18 protein-coding genes are annotated in these 18,143 nt (G+C 73.5%); 7 read left to right on the top strand and 11 right to left on the bottom strand.

Annotated features, from left to right (window positions below):
* Positions 1-60: 60 nt before the first annotated feature.
* The 6 genes from ABD54_RS00580 to ABD54_RS00555 form a co-directional block, all read right to left on the bottom strand.
* Positions 61-1,149, bottom strand: a complete 1,089-nt coding sequence (locus tag ABD54_RS00580) for a mandelate racemase/muconate lactonizing enzyme family protein (protein WP_047867445.1) — start codon at positions 1,147-1,149, stop codon at positions 61-63.
* A gap of 2 nt (positions 1,150-1,151) precedes the next feature.
* A complete protein-coding gene (locus ABD54_RS00575) occupies positions 1,152-2,057 on the bottom strand; it encodes a 5-dehydro-4-deoxyglucarate dehydratase (protein ID WP_047867444.1) in 906 nt (301 codons plus the stop codon).
* A gap of 49 nt (positions 2,058-2,106) precedes the next feature.
* Entirely contained in the window at positions 2,107-3,051 is a 945-nt protein-coding gene (locus ABD54_RS00570; RefSeq protein WP_082166602.1) for a sugar phosphate isomerase/epimerase, read from the bottom strand.
* Complete coding sequence (locus tag ABD54_RS00565; RefSeq protein ID WP_047867443.1) at positions 3,048-4,208, bottom strand: dihydrodipicolinate synthase family protein; 1,161 nt, start codon at positions 4,206-4,208, stop codon at positions 3,048-3,050. The genes ABD54_RS00570 and ABD54_RS00565 overlap by 4 nt, the downstream gene beginning before the upstream one ends.
* Positions 4,205-5,359 carry a Gfo/Idh/MocA family protein gene (locus tag ABD54_RS00560; RefSeq protein WP_047867442.1) on the bottom strand — a complete coding sequence of 385 codons (1,155 nt, stop codon included), beginning with the start codon at positions 5,357-5,359 and terminating at the stop codon, positions 4,205-4,207. The genes ABD54_RS00565 and ABD54_RS00560 overlap by 4 nt, the downstream gene beginning before the upstream one ends.
* Before the next feature lie 223 nt (positions 5,360-5,582).
* A complete protein-coding gene (locus tag ABD54_RS00555; RefSeq protein WP_047867441.1) occupies positions 5,583-6,290 on the bottom strand; it encodes a class I SAM-dependent methyltransferase in 708 nt (235 codons plus the stop codon).
* 184 nt (positions 6,291-6,474) lie between these two features.
* Here ABD54_RS00555 and ABD54_RS00550 point away from each other — a divergent pair, with 184 nt between their 5' ends.
* The 3 genes from ABD54_RS00550 to ABD54_RS26820 all read left to right on the top strand — a co-directional run bounded on the left by ABD54_RS00550 (position 6,475) and on the right by ABD54_RS26820 (position 9,520).
* The gene (locus ABD54_RS00550) at positions 6,475-7,506 is read left to right on the top strand and encodes a pirin family protein (RefSeq protein WP_047867440.1); all 1,032 of its coding nucleotides are present in this window, start codon (positions 6,475-6,477) and stop codon (positions 7,504-7,506) included.
* Between the two features lie 356 nt (positions 7,507-7,862).
* A complete protein-coding gene (locus tag ABD54_RS00545; RefSeq protein WP_047867439.1) occupies positions 7,863-9,407 on the top strand; it encodes a sodium-dependent transporter in 1,545 nt (514 codons plus the stop codon).
* Positions 9,407-9,520 carry a methionine/alanine import family NSS transporter small subunit gene (locus ABD54_RS26820; protein ID WP_082166601.1) on the top strand — a complete coding sequence of 38 codons (114 nt, stop codon included), beginning with the start codon at positions 9,407-9,409 and terminating at the stop codon, positions 9,518-9,520. Before ABD54_RS00545 ends, ABD54_RS26820 begins: the two co-directional genes overlap by 1 nt.
* Positions 9,521-9,604: 84 nt before the next feature.
* Here ABD54_RS26820 and ABD54_RS00540 read toward each other — a convergent pair whose 3' ends face one another.
* Positions 9,605-10,150, bottom strand: a complete 546-nt coding sequence (locus tag ABD54_RS00540) for a type 1 glutamine amidotransferase domain-containing protein (RefSeq protein ID WP_047867438.1) — start codon at positions 10,148-10,150, stop codon at positions 9,605-9,607.
* Positions 10,151-10,338: 188 nt separating this feature from the next.
* Between ABD54_RS00540 and ABD54_RS00535 the strand changes: the two genes are divergently transcribed.
* Positions 10,339-10,911, top strand: a complete 573-nt coding sequence (locus tag ABD54_RS00535) for a histidine phosphatase family protein (RefSeq protein ID WP_047867437.1) — start codon at positions 10,339-10,341, stop codon at positions 10,909-10,911.
* Between the two features lie 62 nt (positions 10,912-10,973).
* Here the strand turns inward: ABD54_RS00535 and ABD54_RS00530 are convergent, their stop codons facing one another.
* Positions 10,974-11,828, bottom strand: a complete 855-nt coding sequence (locus ABD54_RS00530; protein WP_047867436.1) for a DMT family transporter — start codon at positions 11,826-11,828, stop codon at positions 10,974-10,976.
* A gap of 40 nt (positions 11,829-11,868) precedes the next feature.
* Here ABD54_RS00530 and ABD54_RS00525 point away from each other — a divergent pair, with 40 nt between their 5' ends.
* The gene (locus ABD54_RS00525) at positions 11,869-13,320 is read left to right on the top strand and encodes a PLP-dependent aminotransferase family protein (RefSeq protein ID WP_047867435.1); all 1,452 of its coding nucleotides are present in this window, start codon (positions 11,869-11,871) and stop codon (positions 13,318-13,320) included.
* 49 nt (positions 13,321-13,369) lie between these two features.
* Here the strand turns inward: ABD54_RS00525 and ABD54_RS00520 are convergent, their stop codons facing one another.
* Together ABD54_RS00520 and ABD54_RS00515 are read right to left on the bottom strand one after the other, a co-directional pair.
* Positions 13,370-14,068 (bottom strand): hypothetical protein, encoded by a 699-nt coding sequence (locus tag ABD54_RS00520; protein WP_047867434.1) that lies wholly within the window; start codon positions 14,066-14,068, stop codon positions 13,370-13,372.
* Between the two features lie 115 nt (positions 14,069-14,183).
* A complete protein-coding gene (locus ABD54_RS00515) occupies positions 14,184-15,566 on the bottom strand; it encodes an FAD-binding oxidoreductase (protein ID WP_047867433.1) in 1,383 nt (460 codons plus the stop codon).
* A 215-nt stretch (positions 15,567-15,781) separates the two neighbouring features.
* On the opposite strand from ABD54_RS00515, the gene ABD54_RS00510 reads away from it, so the two are divergent.
* The gene (locus ABD54_RS00510) at positions 15,782-16,534 is read left to right on the top strand and encodes an SDR family oxidoreductase (protein WP_047867432.1); all 753 of its coding nucleotides are present in this window, start codon (positions 15,782-15,784) and stop codon (positions 16,532-16,534) included.
* Between the two features lie 58 nt (positions 16,535-16,592).
* Entirely contained in the window at positions 16,593-17,018 is a 426-nt protein-coding gene (locus ABD54_RS00505; RefSeq protein ID WP_047867431.1) for a hypothetical protein, read from the top strand.
* Between the two features lie 215 nt (positions 17,019-17,233).
* On the opposite strand, the gene ABD54_RS00500 is transcribed toward ABD54_RS00505, so the two are convergent.
* Positions 17,234-17,776: an MOSC domain-containing protein gene (locus tag ABD54_RS00500; RefSeq protein WP_047867497.1), complete on the bottom strand. Its 543-nt coding sequence runs from the start codon at positions 17,774-17,776 to the stop codon at positions 17,234-17,236.
* Positions 17,777-18,143: the final 367 nt, after the last annotated feature.

Here is an 18,143-nt window from a genome sequence, read left to right as displayed (position 1 = left end):
AAAGGGCCGGGACGCCACCGCCACGGGGCGTCCCGGCCCCTTTCCGGTCGCGACCCGGTGCTAGGGGGAAGCGTCCGCGACCGGTGTGAGCGTGTCGGCGAACACCAGGCCGTGGCCGCGGCCGGTGTCGGCGCGCACCCGGCCCCGGTCGAACTCCACCCCGCTGGGGCGGGCCAACGCTCCCAGCGCGGCGAAGGAGGCCCGGTCGATGTCCTCGACCATGGCCACCCGGGACAGGCACAGCGCCAGCTGCCCCGACAGCTCGGGCAACAGGTGCGGAGCCACCGGCACGCCGCGGCGCGCCATCGACTCCGCGATACGCAGGAACGGGGTGATGCCGCCCACCCGCACCACGTTGGGCTGGGCGACGTCGCACACCCCCAGCTCCACGGCCCGCTCGAACTCGGCGACCGTGCGCAGGTTCTCACCCACGGCGAAGGGCACCCGCGTGCGCTCGCGCAGGCGGGCGTGCGCCTCCAGGTCCTCGGCTGGGAGGGGCTCCTCCACGAAGTGCGGGCCGAACTCCTCCAGCGCGTCCAGCGCCCGGACCGCCCCGGGCACGTCCCAGCGCTGGTTGGCGTCCACCATCAGCAGCCGGTCCGGGCCCAGCACCCCGCGCACCGCGCCCACCCGCTCGGCGTCCCGGGCAGGGTCGGGCGAGCCGACCTTGATCTTGGCGGCGACGTGCCCGGCCTCCACCCAGCCGCGCACCTGTTCCAACAGGTCGGACAGGGAGTAGTCCAGGTTGACCCCGCTGCCGTAGGCCGGCGCCGACTCGCGGCGCCGACCCACCAGGTCCACCAGGCTCGACTCGGCCGCGCGGGCGCGCAGGTCCCACAGGGCGATGTCCACTCCCGCCAGCGCCATCAGGGTGAGCCCGCTGGTGCCCGCCTCGCGCAGGTGCCAGCGCAGCTCGTCCCACCGGGCCGGATGGGCCTCGGCGCCCACCAGCGCGGGCCGCAGGTCGTCGTTGACCAGCGCCGCCACCGCCCGGGCCCCGATCAGCGGGGTCCACGCGAACCCCGTGCCGACCAGCCCGGAGTCGCTGGCCACCCGCACCACCACGACGTCGTTGCGGCCCACGCCCCCGTCCCAGGACCGGTGCAGCGGCAGCCGGAAGGCCCGGGCGCCGACCTCGGTGACACGCACGTTCAGCCCTCCTTGACCAGGGACAGGCCGGTCTCGATCAGTTCGGCCAGCTCGGCCTCCTCGTCGGCGGTGGGGTCGCTGAACGGCGCGCGCACCCCGCCCATGTCCGCCCCGCGCAGTCGCGCGCCCGCCTTGACCAGCGACACCGCGTACCCCGGCGTCCGGTCGCGCAGCCGCACCAGCGGCTCGAAGAACTCGCGCATCAGGGTGTCGGCCAGCGCGTCACCGGAGTGGAAGGCGCGGTAGAAGGCGTCGGCCACCTCGGGCACGAACGCGAACGCCGCCGAGGAGTACAGCGGCACGCCCACCGACCGGTAAGCCGCCACGGTCAGCTCCGCCGTGGGCAGTCCGTTGAAGAAGGTGAACTCCTCGCCGCGCAGGTCGCGCACCGCCATCACGATCTGGTGCATCCGGCCCAGGTCGCCCACTCCGTCCTTGATCCCCACCACCTGCGGGATCGAGGCCAGCTCCGCCGCGCTCTGGGGGGTGAAGACCATCGTTCCGCGCTGGTAGACCACCACCGGGATGTCGGAGGCCGCGACCACGGTGCGCACGTAGTCCACCAGCCCCGCCTGAGGCGCGCCCACCAGGTAGGGCGGCAGCAGCAGGATCGCGTCCGCGCCCAGCTCGCGGGCCGCGCGGGCCTGCTCGATGGCGGTGCCCACGCTGCCGCCCGCACCGGCCACCACCGGCACGCGGCCCGCGGTGACCTCCACCGACCGCCGCACCACCGCGGCGTGCTCGGCGGCCGACAGGGCGTGCACCTCACCGGTGCCGCAGGCCGCGAACACCCCTCCCGCGCCGTGCTCCACGCCCGAGGCGACGTGCTCGGCCAGCACGTCCTCGTTCACTCCTCCTTCGGAATCGAAGGGGGTCAAGGGGAAGAAGAGGATTCCGTCGAAGTTCAAACTCGCTCCTTGAGCTCGGGGGGCCGGGGGCGCGTGCGCCCCCGGGGCCTCACAGGACGTGCTGGACGTGGCGTCGGGCCAGGGTGGCGATGACGTCGTCGCCGTCGGCCGACCAGATCCGCTCGTTGAAGATCTCCACCTCGATGTCGCCGTCGTAACCGGCCGCGTCCACCGCGCGGCGCAGGGCGCGCACGTCGGCGTGGCCGTCGCCGACCATGCCGCGCCCCAGCAGGGCGTCGGCGGGGATGGGCAGCTCCCAGTCGCAGGCCTGGAAGGAGGCGATGCGCCCGCCCGCCCCGGCGCGGGCGATCTGCTCCCACACCTGGGGGTCCCACCACACGTGGTAGGCGTCCACCACCACGCCGACGGCGGCCGCGTCGAAGCGTTCGGCCAGGTCCAGGGCCTGGCCCAGTGTGGAGAGCACGGCACGGTCGGCGCAGAACATCGGGTGCAGGGGCTCCAACGCGAGCCGTACCCCCCGCTCCAGGGCGTAGGGGGCCAACTCGGCGATACCGTCCGCCACCCGCTCGCGGATCCCGACCAGGTCGCGCTCGCCGTCGGGCATCCCGCCCACGACCATGACCAGGCAGGGAGCACCGAGCTCGGCGGCCTCGTCCACGGCGCGCCGGTTGTCCTCCAGCGCCGCGGCCCGATCCGGTCCGGTGAGGAACCCGCCGCGGCAGTGCGAGGACACGCGCAGCCCGGAACGGCGCAGCAAGGCGGCCGCCTTGGCCAGGCCCGTCTCCGCGACCGGATCGCGCCACGTTCCGATGGCGGGCAGCCCGGCGCGCAGGCAGCCGTCCACGGCCTGGGTCAGGTTCCAGTACTTGACGGTGGCCTGGTTGAGCGAGAGCCGTGCCAGGCGCGGGTCGCCCGGTTCGGGGGTGGGCACCGCGGCGGGTCGCCCGGAGGGCACGTCCACCGCGCCGGGCACGACCGCCGAGCCGGTGGTCCGCGCGGAGGGCGCCGCGGCGCCCTCGGGAACCGCGGTCACTGGTCGACTCCTGACACCTGGAGGAGCGCCCGCATGCGTGCCGCGGCCAGGTCCGGGTCGGTCAGGGCCCCGGCTGCGTCGGCCAGGCGCACCGCCTGGGCCAAGTGGGGCAGGTCGCGGGCGCTGTGCAGCCCGCCCACCATGTGGAAGCCCTTCTGGTGGCCGTTGAGCCAGGCCAGGAAGGCCACGCCGGTCTTGTAGTAGAAGGTGGGCTCGGCGAACAGGTGGCGGGCCAGCGGGACCGTGGGGTCCATCAGGGCCCGGTACCGTTCGGTGTCGCCCTCGTCCAGGGCGGCCAGCGCGCGGGCGGCGGCCGGGGCGATGGCCGCGAACACGCCCAGCAGGGCGTCGGAGTGGCCCTGCTCGTCGCCCAGGACGAGGTCGGGGTAGTTGAAGTCGTCGCCTGTGTACAGGCGCACGCCCTCGGGCAGCAGCCGCCTCAGCCGCACCTCCAGCGAGGCGTCGAGCAGGGAGACCTTGATGCCCTCCACCTTCGCCGCGTGCTCGGCGATCAGTGCCGCCACCGGCTCGATCGCCTCGGCCGGGTCGGCGAAGCCCCAGTACCCGGCCAGGGCCGGGTCGAAGGCGGTGCCCAGCCAGTGCAGGATGACGGGCTGGTCGGCACGGCCCAGCAGGTCGGCGTAGACCTTGGCGTAGTCGTCGGGGCCCGAGGCGACCGCTGCCAGGGCGCGCGAGGCCATGAGGATGGGGGTGGCTCCGGCGCCCTGGACGACGTCGAGCTGCTCACCGTACGCGGTGATAACGCTTTCCAGATCGGCCCGCGAAGGATCGAGCTGGTCGGTGCCCACCCCGCAGGCCAGGGCGGCGCCGCGGGCGGCGGCCTCCGCACCCGACCTGCGGATCAGCTCGGCGGTGGCGGCCCAGTCCAGGCCCATGCCGCGTTGGGCGGTGTCCATGGCGTCGGCCACGCCCAGACCCTGGTCCCACAGGTGGTGGCGGAAGGCCAGGGTGGCCTCCCAGTCCAGGCGGGCCGGGGCGCCGGGGGCGTTTGCCGCCAGGGGGTCGGCGACAACGTGGGCCGCCGCGTAGGCCGTGCGCGAACGGGAGGGGGGAAGCGGGGAGGCGTCGACGGTGGCGCCGCTCAGGGTGTAGGGGGCGGCGGTGCCGTCGGCGGCGGGCAGCAGGAGTGTGCTCATGCGAGGCTGACCTCGTCCAGTTCGATCGTGCGTCCGGTGCGCGCCGACTGGAGGCCGGCCTCGGCCATCTGGAGGCCGCGCGCGCCCGAGAGCAGGTCGTGCGGGAAGGGGGTGTCCAGGACCACGTGGCGCAGGTAGTCCTCCCACTGGGCGCGGAACCCGTTGGGGAACTCGGTGTTGTCGGGCACGGGCTCCCACTGCTCCCGGTAGCGCCCCAGGTCCTCCAGGTCGGGGTTCCAGACAGCCTTGGGCGTGGCCGAGCGGTGCTGGGCCCGGCAGGAGCGCAGCCCCGCCACGGCGCTGCCGTGGGTGCCGTCGACCTGGAACTCCACGAGTTCGTCGCGGGCCACGCGCACGTTCCAGGAGGAGTTGATCTGGGCGATGACGCCGCCGTCCAGTTCGAAGATGCCGTAGGCCGAGTCGTCGGCCGTGGCCTCGTAGGGCCGGCCCTCCTCGTCCCAGCGGCGCGGGATGTGGGTGGCGACCTTGGCGGTCACCGCGCGCACCGGGCCGAACAGGTGCTCCAGGATGTAGTGCCAGTGCGGGAACATGTCCAGCACCATGCCGCCGCCCTCCTCGGCGCGGTAGTTCCAGCTGGGGCGCTGGGCGGGTTGCCAGTCGCCCTCGAAGACCCAGTAGCCGAACTCGCCGCGCACCGAAAGGATGCGGCCGAAGAAGCCGCTCTCGACCAGCCTGCGCAGTTTGAGCAGGCCGGGCAGGAAGAGCTTGTCCTGGACCACGCCGTTGCGCACGCCCGCGTCGCGGGCCAGTTTGGCCAGCTCCAGAGCGGCGCTGAGCGTGCTGGCGGTGGGCTTCTCGACGTAGACGTGCTTGCCCGCGGCGATGGCGGCGCGCACGGCCGCCTCGCGGGCGTGCGTGATCTGCGAGTCGAAGTAGACCGTGATGTCGTCGTCGGAGAGCACACCGTCCAGGTCGGTTGACCAGCGCTCGATTCCGTGGCGTTCGGCGATCTCGCGCAGCTTGTGCTCGGAGCGTCCGACCAGGACGGGCTCGGGAATGATCCGGGAGCCGTCGGGCAGGCGTACGCCGCCCGCCTCCCGGATGGCCAGGACAGACCGGGTCAGGTGCTGCCTGTACCCCATGCGTCCGGTGACGCCGTTCATGGCGACACCCAGCACGTGATCACCCATAGGTTGTTACCACCTTTCCGTGTGAAAGCGCTTTCCAGACTACGGCAAGAACACCCCCTTGCACCAGAGGGGCCCGGACCTGCCACGACGCGAAGCGCTTCGGCACCCGTCCCCGCCGGCCCGGAACGGCCGGGGCCGGGCGCGCCCGGCCCCGGCCGTTCCGGGCCGCACACGTGCGCGAACCCTCCTCCCGCGTCCGCCCGTGCCCGGGCCGACGGTCGTCCTAGGCGGAAACGCGCGCGCTGAGCAGGAGGTTGAGCGGCTCCCCCGCCCCCGGGGGAATGCCCTCGACGGGCTCCCAGCGCACCCGGTCGAACCCCGCGCCGCGCAGAGAGTCCTCCATGGCCTCACAGCTCCAGTAGCGGGTCGGCAGGACCGTGGGCGGGGCCGTGGGGATGGTGACCGGGCAGGGGGCTCCGTCGACGGGGTGCTCGGGCATGTCGATGACGAACCCGTTCATCTGCGCTGTTCCGGAGGGGAGCCGGGGGTTGCCGACATAGGCCAGCAGCCGCCCTCCGGGGACCAGGTTCTCCCTCGCCCGCAACACCATGCGGTCGAGCATGCGCCGGTCGCCCGCGTAGTGCAGGACGGCGACCGCCACCACCGTGTCGAAGGCGCCCAGGGCGGGCATGTCGGCCATGTCGTGGACCTCGTACCTCAGGCCCAGGGGCTGTCGTTCCTCGATCAGCCGCGCGGCCCCGACCATGCCGGGGGAGATGTCCACGCCCACGACGGGGTGCGCGCCCCGCCGTCTCAGGAGCCGGGTGTAAGCGCCTGTCCCGCACCCGAAGTCCAGGACGGAGGTCCCCTGGACGGGGCCGAGCGCCCTGAGGAAGGACGGGGTCTCGACGAGGCTGCGGTACGTGCTGACCACGCGTTCCACTTCTCCGTGGTTCTCCGCGATCTGGTCGTAGCGTTCGGCGACGGCCACGGCGCGCCTCCCGATGGCTGGTGTACGCTCCCGCGGGCGCTTCTCCCGCCGACGGTGTTCCACCGCCCGCGCACTCCTGTGTTCGTACCCCGACGCGGTGTCCGCCAACACCGGGCCGCGCCGTTGCGGCCTCTGACTTCTCCGGATATGCCAGGACCGACCCGCCTCGGCTACCTTCGGCAGAGTGAGCAACCTGGACACCCATCCCGCCGAAGAGCGCGTCTGCGGCGGAGAGGTCGACCCCGTCGGCACCGCCGTCCCCGGCGGCACCGAACTCCTCGAACCGCGCGAGGTCCCGCTCGGCGGCCCGCGCGCCATGCTGGTCCGCCGCGCACTGCCCGGGAAGAACCGCCGCATGGTCGGCGCGTGGTGCTTCGCCGACGTCTACGGGCCAACCGGCGTCGCCGACGGCCCCGGCATGCAGGTCCCGCCGCACCCCCACATCGGCCTGCAGACCGTGAGCTGGCTGGTCCGGGGCTCGGTCCACCACCTGGACGGCCTGGGCTCGGACCAACTGGTCCGCCCCGGCCAGCTCAACCTCATGACCGCCGGACACGGCGTCGCCCACTCCGAGCGCTCCCCCGCCGACGCCCCACCGCTGCTGCACGGCGCCCAGTTGTGGATCGCCCTGCCCGAGGACGACCGCGAGGGACCGGCCCGCTTCGAACACCACGCCGACCTGCCCGTCTTCGACCTGCCCGGCACGGACGCGCCGGGGGCCAGGGTCACGGTGATCGCCGGAGAGGTGGAAGGCCGCCGCTCCCCCGCCCGCGTGCACACCCCGCTCATGGGCGCCGAGGTCGTGCTGGAGCCCGGGGCCCGGGTGCGCCTGCCCCTGGACGCGTCCTTCGAACACGGCGTCCTGCCCCTGGACGCGCCCGTGCGGGTCCTCGGCCACGACGTCGAGGCCGGTGCGCTGCTCTACGCGGGCGAGGGGCGCACGGAGTTGGAACTGCGGGCCGAAGAGACCGCGCACGTGCTGGTGATCGGCGGAGAACCCTTCACCGAGGACCTGGTCATGTGGTGGAACTTCGTCGGCCGCGACCACGACGAGATCGTGCGGGCCCGCCGCGCCTGGGAGGACGACCGGAACGGCGCCGTCGGCGCGCACGGGCGGCGCTTCGCCGCGGTCGCGGCCGACGACGACGCGGCCCTCCCCGCCCCGGAGCTGCCCAACGCGCGCCTGCGCGCACGCCCGCGCCACCGCGGCGCGTAGTAGCCCGCGACGGTCGGCCGGGGTCGGCCGGGGCGGGGCGCGTCCGCGTGCCACGGCCCGGCAGGCCCCGGCCGCGCCCTTGTGGTCCCGGGCCCGCGCCCGCCGGGAACCGGCCGGTTCCGCAAGAGACGCTCCCGGCCCCCGGCGTTCGCCGCCGCGTGCGGGCAAGGACGGCTGAAGGTTTCCGGTAAGTGCCCCTTGTCGTTTCCGTCCCTCGTGCGAGTCTGGACAAAAGCAAACGAAGGGAGCATCGTGGGGTGACACCCTGTCCAGGCTCCGCGCCCCACGATGCTGGCCAGGCCAACTCCTGCTAGCGTGCGAATCGCGAACTACGGGATGATTTAGGAGACCTGAACATGGTCCAACAGACTCGCGAGCACTGGGGATCGCGCGCGGGCTTCCTGATGGCGGCGATCGGCTCCGCCATCGGTCTGGGCAACATCTGGCGATTTCCCTACATCGCCTACGAGAACGGCGGCGGCGCCTTCATGCTGCCCTACCTCATCGCCCTGCTCACCGCCGGAATCCCGTTGCTGATCCTGGAGTACAGCATCGGGCACCGCTACCGCTCATCCGCGCCCCTGTCCTACCGGCGCATCACCCGGCCCGCCGAGGCCATCGGCTGGTGGCAGGTGGCCGTCTGCTTCGTCATCGCGGTCTACTACGCCGTGATCGTGGCCTGGGCCGCCCGGTTCGCGTGGTTCTCCATCGGGCAGCAGTGGGGCGACGACCCCAACGCGTTCTTCTTCGAGGACTTCCTCCAGATGAGCGAGGGACCCGGCATGGTCTCGGGCTACGTCGCGGGCGTGGCCTGGCCGCTCGTGGGCGTGTGGGCCGTGGTCCTGCTCATCCTGGCGCTGGGCGTGCGCAACGGCATCGAGAAGGCCAACAAGGTCTTCATCCCGCTGCTGCTGGTGCTGTTCCTGGTCCTGGTCGTGCAGGCGCTCACGCTCGACGGGGCCGTGACCGGCCTGAACGCCCTGTTCACACCCGACTGGGGCGCCATGCTCGACGGCAGCGTCTGGATCGCCGCCTACGGGCAGATCTTCTTCTCCCTGTCCGTGGGCTTCGCCATCATGGTCACCTACGCCTCCTACCTGCGCCGCAAGGCCGACCTGACCGGCTCGGCGATGGTGGCTGGCTTCGCCAACAGCTCCTTCGAACTGCTCGCGGGCATCGGCGTGTTCGCCGCCCTGGGCTTCATGGCCACCGCCGCGGGCACCGGGGTCGAGGACGTCGCCGCCAACGGCATCGGCCTGGCCTTCGTCGCCTTCCCGCAGATCATCTCGACCCTGCCCATCGGCGGCGCGCTGTTCGGGGTGCTCTTCTTCGGCTCCCTGGTGATCGCGGGCCTGAGCTCGCTGATCAGCATCGTCCAGGTGATCATCTCCGCGGTGCAGGACCGCACCGGCCTGGGCCGCACCCAGGCCGTGCTGCTGGTGGGCGGCGCCACCGCGCTGGCCTCGATCCTGCTCTTCCCCACGCCCGAGGGGCTGCACTTCCTCGACGTGTTCGACCACTTCATCAACCAGTACGGCATCGCACTGGCCGGGCTCGTCATGATCGTGGTCTTCGGCTGGATCGCACGCAAGCTGCCGATGTTCCAGGAGCACACCAACGCGATCTCCTCGATCCGGCTCGGCCTGTGGTGGAAGGCCGTCCTGGGCGTGGTCACCCCGATCCTGCTCGGCTTCATGATGTGGGACAGCCTGCGCACGGAACTGACCGAGAACTACGCCGGCTACTCGACCGGGTTCCTGCTGATCGCCGGTTGGGGCCTGGCCATCGGGGCGATCGTCTTCGGGATCGTGGTCTCGCTCTTCCCCTGGAAGCGCGCCGACGCCCTGGCCGGACAGGACGCCGACACCGAGGACGCCACGACCAAGGAAGGGGAACGCTGATGACCACCAGCGCGATCGTCATGATGGCCGTCGCCATGGTCCTGCTGTGGGGCGGGCTCATCGCGGCCATCGTCCACCTGCGCCGCCACCCCGAGAAGCCCGAAGAGGGGTAGCCGCGGCCGAACGAAGACGGGGCGGTGGGAGCCGATCGGCTCCCACCGCCCCGTCTTCACTGCCAGGCCCTCGCGGGAGGCCGCCTACTTCGCGGCGAACTCGCGGACGATGCGCTCGCAGAAGGCGGGCAGGTCGTCGGGGTTGCGACTGGTGGTGACCCCCTGGTCGGTGACCACCTTCTCATCGACCACGGTCCCGCCCGCGTTGCGGATGTCGGTGCGCAGGCTGGGGTAGGAGGTCACGGTGCGCCCCCGCACCACGTCGGCCTCCACCAGGATCCACGGCCCGTGGCAGATGGCTGCCACGGGCTTGCCCGCGGCCACGAAGTCGCGCACGAACCCCACCGCGTTCTCGTCCGAGCGCAGGTTGTCCGGGTTGACGGTCCCACCGGGGACCACCAGGGCGTCGTAGTCGTCCACCCCGACTCCGGACACCACGCGGTCCACGTCGAAGGTGTCCGCCGGTTCGATGTCGCCGTTCATCGCCTGGATCCGCCCGGACTTGAGCGAGACCAGGTCGACGGTGGCGCCCTCCTCGTTCAGCGCCTTGCGCGGTGTGACGAGTTCGACCTGCTCGACCCCGTCCGCGGCCAGAATCGCGACCCGACGGCCGTTGAGCGTGTCGGCCATGGCTGCCCCCTCAGCTGGACTCTTTCCGGCACCCTCCGTGCCGCGTTGGCGCCCCTACCCGTACAGGCCGCCATCTCACACCACCCGCCGGGGAGGCGCACACCACGTTCGGGGGGTTCACCCGCGCGAACCGGACCCGGCCGCGCGGAATCGAACCGGCGAAGCCCCGAAAAGAAGGCAGGACCACCGTGCCCGCGACCCGCCACCTCTACCTGGCCCGGCACGCCGAGGCCGAACACGAGAACGGCTCACTGACCGAGAAGGGCCGCCACCAGGCCGCCTCGCTCGGCCGTCGCCTGCGCCATGCCGGGGTGGACAGGCTCCACCACGGCCCCCTCGCACGCACCACCCAGACCGCGCGACTGGCCGCGAGGGAGTTGGGCACCACTCCCGTGCGGGTACCCGAGGCGGGTGACTACGCCCCCCACCTGCCACTGCGCGCGGAACTGCCGCAAGAGCACGCCGACGGCGTGCTCGGCTTCGTCGCCTCCCTTCCAGAACACGAGCGCCTATCCGGGCCCGCCATGGCCCGCCGTGCGCTGAAGCGCTTCACCGGCCCGGTGGAGGGGGAGCACGAACGGCACGAAGCCGTCATTACCCATGCCTACCTGGTCGCATGGATCGTGTGCGTCGCGCTCGACGCTCCCGTGTGGCGCTGGACGACACTGGCCCCGGCCAACGCCGCACTGACAGTGCTGCGCTACTCCCCGGGCCGTCCGGCATCGGTGCTGGCCTTCAACGACACCGCGCACCTGGACTGAGACACGTGTCCCGGGAGCGCTCCCCAGTCCCCTCGAAAAGGCGCGCGCCACGTTCGGGGGGTTCACCCGCGCGACCTCTGGGTGACGGCGACGCACACGAGGACGACGACGGCCGCGGCGGGCGCGGCCGGGGTCAGCGGCTCTCCCACCAGCAGCACCGCCCACATCAGGGTCAACAGCGGCTGGGCGAGCTGGAGCTGGCTGGCCCGCGCGACGCCCATCGCGCCCATCCCCCGGTACCAGACCACGAACGCGCCGAACTGCGACACCGCGGCGAGGTAGGCCATACCCGCGAGTGCGCGCGGCGCGGCGTCCACCGGCTCGGCGGCCAGAGCCCACAGCGCGGCGGGCACGGTCAGCGGCGCGGCGGCGACCAGCGCCCAGGCGATGACCTGCCAGCCCGGCATGTGCGCGGCCAGCCGACCGCCTTCGGCGTAGCCCGCGGCGCACAGCACCAGTGCCGCCAGCAGGTATAGGTCGGCCGGGCCGGGTGTTCCGCCGCTGCGCACCAGCGCGAACGCGACTACGGCCGCGGCGCCGCACACCGCGGCCGCCCAGAACCGGCGCGGGGGACGCACCGGGCTGCGGCGCAGGGCGAACACGGCGGTGGTGAGCGGCAGCAGCCCGACCACGACCGCGGCGTGGGAGGTCGAGGAGGCCTGGAGCGCGAGCGTGCTGAACAGCGGGAACGCCACCACGCAGCCCAGCGCGACTACGGCGATGCCCCGCCGGTGGACGCGGTCGGGCAGCGGGGCGCGCACAGCCGCGAGGCAGCAGCCCGCCAGCGCGGCGGCCAGCGCGCACCGCACCACCGCCACGCTCCAGGGCCCGAAGCCCTCCAGGGCCCACGCGGTGGCCGGGAGGGTGAACGAGAACCCGAGGACGCCGAACGCCGCGCACAGCGTCGCGCCGAGCACCGCTACTCCACGCGCTTCGATAGCGCTATCTTGTATCTTCATGAAACAGCGTAGCAGTGTGCGAGAACTGGCGGACTTTCTGCGCAGGGAGGTCGACCGCTACTCCCCTGGGGAGAAGCTGCCGTCGAGTAGGGCACTCGTGGACCGCTACGGAGTGAGTCCGGTGACCGTGTCGCGGGCCGTCGCGGCGCTGGTCGCCGAGGGCGTGGTGGTCACCCGCCCCGGCGCCGGGGCGTTCCGTGCGGGCGCGGGCGCCTCCGGGCGCCCGGTCGGCGACACCTCATGGCAGGAGGTCGCGCTGAGCGCCGAGACGGCGGCGGCCTCCGGCGAGCCGGTTCCGCGCACCGTGGACGCCTCAGGGGTGCTGGCCACCCTCACCCCACCCGCCCTGGGAGTCATCGTGTTCAACGGCGGCTACCTGCACCCCGCTCTCCAGCCCGAGCAGGCCATGGGCGCCGCACTGGCCCGCGCGGGACGGCGGCCGGGAGCCTGGGCACGACCGCCCGCGGAAGGGGTGGAGGAGCTGCGCGGCTGGTTCGCCCGTCAGATCGGCGGCTCCGTCGGCGCGGCCGACGTACTGGTCACCGCGGGCGGGCAGAGCGCTCTGACCACCGCGCTGCGCGCCCTGGCCCATCCGGGGGCGCCCGTGCTGGTGGAGTCGCCCACCTATCCCGGTCTGCTGGCCATCGTGCGGGCCGCGGGCCTGCGGCCCGTTCCCGTCCCGGTCGACTCCGAGGGGATCCGCGCCGACCTGCTGGAAGAGGCGTTCACCGCCAGCGGTGCCCGTGTGCTGGTGTGCCAGCCCCTCTTCCACAACCCCACCGGAACGGTCCTGGCTCCGGCCAGGCGGGGCGAGGTGGTGCGGATCGCGCGCGCCGCGGGCGCGTTCGTCGTGGAGGACGACTTCGCCCGCCACCTGGCGCACGCCGACGCCGCCGCACCGCCGCCCCCGCTGGCGGCCGAGGACCCCGACGGCACCGTGGTGCACGTGCGGTCGCTGACCAAGGCGACCTCTCCCAGTCTGCGCGTCGGGGCGATCGCCGCTCGGGGACCGGTGACGCGGCGCCTGCGCGCGATCCAACTGGTGGACAGCTTCTTCGTGGCGCGTCCCCTCCAGGAGGCCGTGCTGGAGCTGGTCGGCTCCCCCGCATGGGGACGACACCTGCGCGCGGTCGCGGCGGGCCTGCGCGAGCGCCGCACGGCCATGGCCGCGGCCCTGGCACGTGAACTGCCCGAACTGGCGGAGCCGCACCTGCCCGCGGGCGGGTACCACCTGTGGCTCCGGCTTCCCTCTGAGACCGACGAGGCCGCGCTCGTGTCGGCGGCACTGCGCGCCGGGGTGGCGGTGGCCGCCGGCCAGGCCTACTTCCCGGCGGAGCCGACCGCCCCGCACCTGCGGCTCAGTTACGGCGGCGCGGCCGGGACCGCCGAGATCACCGAGGGGGTGCGCCGACTGCGTGCCGCGTTCACCGGCACCGCGCCCCGGGAGTGAGGGGCACCGCCCCTGACGCCGTCCGCTGCGCCCGGCCCCGGAAGAGCGCTCACCCCAGGGTGTCCTGCGCGCTCCCCCAGACACCGGACGGAACCCGCTCCAGCAGGCCGATCGCCGCGTCGGCGCGCTCCCGGACGCGAGCGGTCTCCAGCGGTCCGCGCTCCCAGGCCAGCAGGTACCGGCCGCCGAGGCGGAACGGGCACACGCCCCCGCGCGAGAGCAGCCACTCCCGCACCGGTTCCCCCAGGACGGCCGCCGCGAAGGCCCCGTCGTCGGTCACCACGGCGAACCGCTCGTCGAAGGCGGCCTCGCCCGCGGTCCAGGCGCTGGCGCCGTCCGTCCTGGGCTGGGGCGCACCGGTGCCGACCTCCTCCGCCTGGAGCAGCGGCACGCCCGCCGGAAGGGCCACCGCCACCACGGTGTACACGTGCGCGACGGTGCGGTGCCGCTGCTGGGGGTGGGGCGCGGCGTAGCCGTACTCGTAGGCCAGGACCCGGCGTCCGCGCAGTTCGGCGCAGAGCACGTGCCTGGCCCGGGCGTTGGACCGCCGTTCCAGGAAGGGGGCTCCCTCGAAGCGGTCGACCAGCTCGGGCCGCTCGCGGTCGTAGCGCCACCCCTCCCGCGAGGCCCACAGGGACAGGCCGCGGGAGCGGCGGCGGTCGGCGGCCGAGCCCGCGACCGCCGCCCCGGTCACGCCGACGGCCACCAGGGCCGCGATCACCAGAACCAGGACGGTGGTGGTCTCCATGGGGCTCTCCTCGTGCGCGGTGCGGTTCCTGCCCCCTGAGACGCCGCCCGCTCCCCGACCGGTTCCACCCTTCTCACGGCCCCGCGCCCCGCCGTCCGCGCCCCGCCCCCGTGGGCTAGGACGCGGCGAAGACCTTGCCCGGATTGAAGATGCCCCTCGGGTCCAAGGCGTCCTTGACGGCCCGGTGCATGGCGAGCACGTGCGGACCCATCTCCCGGGCGGCGCCGCGCATCTTGAGCAGGCCGACGCCGTGCTCGCCGGTGACCGTGCCGCCCAGTGCGATCGCCTCGTCCACGATCACCTCGAAGGCCTCCTGCGCGCGCTTCTTGGCGTCCTCGTCACCGGCCGGGACGATGAACAGCGGGTGCAGGTTGCCGTCACCGGCGTGCGCGATGTTGCCGATGCGGGTGTCGAAGCGCCTGCCGATCGCCTCGATGCGCTCCAGCATCAGGGGCACCTTCGCCTTGGGCAGGCACATGTCCTCGGTCAGCAGCGGGCCGAGCCGCTCCAGAGCCGGGTAGGCCAGGCGGCGGGCCTCGAACAGGGCCTCGGCCTCCTCCTCGTCGGTGGAGCGCACCGCGTAGACCGCGCCCTCGGCCTCGAAGCACGCCAGGACGCGGTCGGCCTCCTCCTCGCCCGCCGCCCCGGGCTGGTCGCTGCGCGCCAGCAGCAGCACCTCGCCCTCGGCGGACAGCCCCATGTTCTTCCAGTCGTCCACCGCCTGGAGGCAGAACCGGTCGATCAGCTCCATCGCCGAGGGCACCACCCCGGCCGCCGAGACCGCCGCGACGGCCCTTCCGGCCTCCGCCAAGGAGTCGAAGTAGCCCACCACGGTGTGCTCGGTGCCGGTGCGCAGCGGCCGCATCCGCAGCGTCACCTCGGTGACCAGGCCCAGTGTCCCCTCCGAGCCCACCATGAGCCCGCACAGGTCGTAGCCGGTCACGCCCTTGGCGGTGGTCCGGCCCAGCCTCACCACCTCGCCCGAGCCCACGACCGCCTCCATGCCCAGCACGTAGTCGCGGGTGACGCCGTACTTGACGCAGCAAAGGCCGCCCGCGTTGGTGGCCACGTTGCCGCCGATCGTCGACCAGGACGCGGAGGCCGGGTCCGGCGGGTACCACAGGCCGTCCCGGGCCACCCGCTCGCGCAGGTCGTTGTTGACCACGCCGGGCTGCACGGTGGCGGTCTGCTGTACGGGGTCGACCTCCAGGACCCGGTTCATCCGCTCGAAGGAGACCACGACCCAGCCGTCCACGGCGTTGGCCGCGCCCGACAGCCCAGTCCCGGCTCCGCGCCCGACCACCGGGACGCCCAGTTCCGCGCACACGGTCACCGCGGCCGCCACGTCCTGGGTGTGGCGCGGGCGCACGAGCGCGGCCGGGGCACCGTGGGGAGCCCACTCGGCCTCGTCGTGGGAGTAGCCCTCCAGGACGGCGGGGTCGGTGACCACCTGCTCCGCGCCGACCGCTGCCGTCAGTCTCCCGGCGATCCCGGACATGGGCACACTCCCTCACCGCTCGCTCGGCCGCTCCGCTGTGCCGACGCCGCCAGCACTCTAACCGGACACCGGGCGGCGAAGACACCACCGCCCCCTGGTCAGGGCGGTCGGCGGCGCGTCCCGGCGCGGACACGCCCCGGGGAGTCCCGGCGGGGACCGACGTGTCAGGTTCCCCGAGACCTAGCATGGGTCCTCCAGGAAGCGAAGGAGCGCCCATGAAGACAGTCCTCGTCACCGGCGGCACCGGCACCCTGGGACGTCCCGTGGTGGAACGCCTGCGCCGCACCGGGCACCAGGTGCGCGTCCTGAGCCGCCGACCCGACCCCGAGGACCCCGCGTCCTTCGCCGTGGACCTGCGCCGGGGCACCGGGCTGGCCGAAGCGGTCCGGGGCGTGGACACCGTCGTGCACTGCGCCAGCGCGCCCTCGGGCGGCGACATCGAGTCGGCCACCCACCTGGTCCGCGCGGTCCGCGAGGCGGGGGTGGCGCACCTGGTCTACGTCTCCATCGTCGGCGTGGACCGGGTTCCGCTCGGCTACTACAAGGCCAAGCACACCGTGGAGAGCGCGCTGGCGGCCTCCGGTCTGGGGTGGACGGTGCTGCGCGCCACCCAGTTCCACGACCTGGTGCTCAGGCTGTGCGCGGGCGCGGCCCGCCTGCCCTTCATGCCCGTCCCCGACGTGGACGTGCAGCCCGTGGCGGTCGAGGAGGTCGCCTCCCGGCTGGCACACCTGGTCGGCCGCGCTCCGGCCGGGCGCGTGGCGGACATGGGCGGCCCGCGCGTGGAGTCCTTCCGCGACCTGGCCGCGGCCTACCAGCGCTGGGCGGGGACGGATCTGCGGACGGTGCCCGTGCGCCTGCCGGGCGCCGTCTTCGCGGCCTACCGCGCCGGGGGCCATCTGGCCCCGGACCGGGCCGTGGGCAAGCTGACCTTCGCGGAGTTCCTGGACGGCCGGAAGCCGGCGTGAACAAAATGTTGAAAATTATTCGTTGACAACTGGGTGTTTGCGTCTTCATGCTGGAGGCATGAGCGAGGAACAGCGCGAGAGCGCCTTCACCCGACCCGACCCGCGAAGCGCCCGCCGCATGCGCACCCACGAGGCGCTGCTGCGCATCACCGAACGCCACGCAACCGGAGAGCACCGCACCCGCTGGGACGAGGCACGCATGCCCATGGCGCCCCTGGACGCCCTGCGGCGCGTCGCCGACCTGGCCGCGGGCGGCGCACCCCCCGAGCCCGGCGCCCCGGCCGTGGACCAGGACGACCTCACCGCCGCCCTGACCCTGGTGCCCTGGGCGCGCGCCGAGTTCGACCAACTGGAGGCCGGACTGCTCCAGATGGCCAAGGGACGCGGCATGACCTGGCAGGAGATCGCCTTCGGACTCGGGCTGGGCTCGGCCCAGGCCGCCCGCCAGCGCCACGAACGCCTCCTGCAGCGCGGCGAGAGCTGAGGCACCGGGCCCGGTCCGGGCGGTGGACGGCCCCGACCGCCTCAGCCCGGCACCGGGTGGTCGTAGCGCACCACACCACGCGGGTCGCGCTCGGCCCCGATCCCCCGCAAACGCCGCAGCACCCGGCCGGAGAAGCTCGTCGGAGAACGCGCCGCCCGGCACGCCGATTCCGAACTGTCGGCCTCACGGGTGTCGAAGACCTCGAAGACTTCCTTTCACACCCGTTCCAGAGGTGTGTGGGCGCCCCGGGGCACCCGCACGCGCACCGGCATACCGGGTTCGACGGTGCCGCTGGTCAGCACGACGCCCATGACTCCGGCCCTGCGCACCACGTTGCCGTCCTCCCCGCGACGCAGAACCTGTTTGAGCAGCCCCCGGGAGAAACCGTCGATCTGCGCGCAGGGATTGCGCAGGCCGGTGACCCGCACGCTGGCCCCGTCACCGAAGGCCAGGACGGTGCCCGCGGACAGGGACAGCAGATCCAGACCGCGGGTGGTGATGTTCTCACCCAGTTGGCCCGGGGAGACCGCGAATCCCGCCTCGCCGACCTCCTCCAGGAGCTCGGCGGCCACCAGGTGGACCTGGCGCAGGTTGGGCTGGTCGGGATTCACCGCGATCCGGGACAGGTGCTGAACGGTGGCGCCCAGGTGGGCGTCACCCTCCACACCCAGCCCCGCCAGAAGGCGGATCCGTGGCAGGACGTCCTTGCTGAAGGTGTGTCCGGAACTGCGGCTGACCGAATCCACCACCGGGCCCATGGGCACCGCCTCCTCGCTCAGGTGCACCGGGCCCCAGCCTAACGAGCCCGGTCCCGGGGCCTGCCGCCCGGTGCCGGAAGCGCCGTCGGCGGGGCCCGAACTGGAATGAGGCGCACCATAGGGGCGGGGGCAGGGACGGCACGGAGCCGGGGCACAACCGTCGGCGGCCAGGCCACCGCCGCACGGCCTCGCCTCGCCCCAGGACGTGCGCGGCCCGACCCGTGGACGGGGCACCATGACCACCGACCTCCACCGGATCCGCGTCCTGGCCGACGCCGACTGCGAGGTGCCGGTGGACAGCGGCGACGAGTTCGCCATGGACGGCTCCCACGGCGTGGTGCGCCTCGCGCCCTGAGCGATGCGGCCC

The organism is Nocardiopsis sp. RV163 (assembly GCF_001029525.1).
In the GTDB taxonomy this organism is placed as follows: domain Bacteria; phylum Actinomycetota; class Actinomycetes; order Streptosporangiales; family Streptosporangiaceae; genus Nocardiopsis; species Nocardiopsis dassonvillei.
This window is presented reverse-complemented; position numbering and strand designations above follow the sequence as displayed.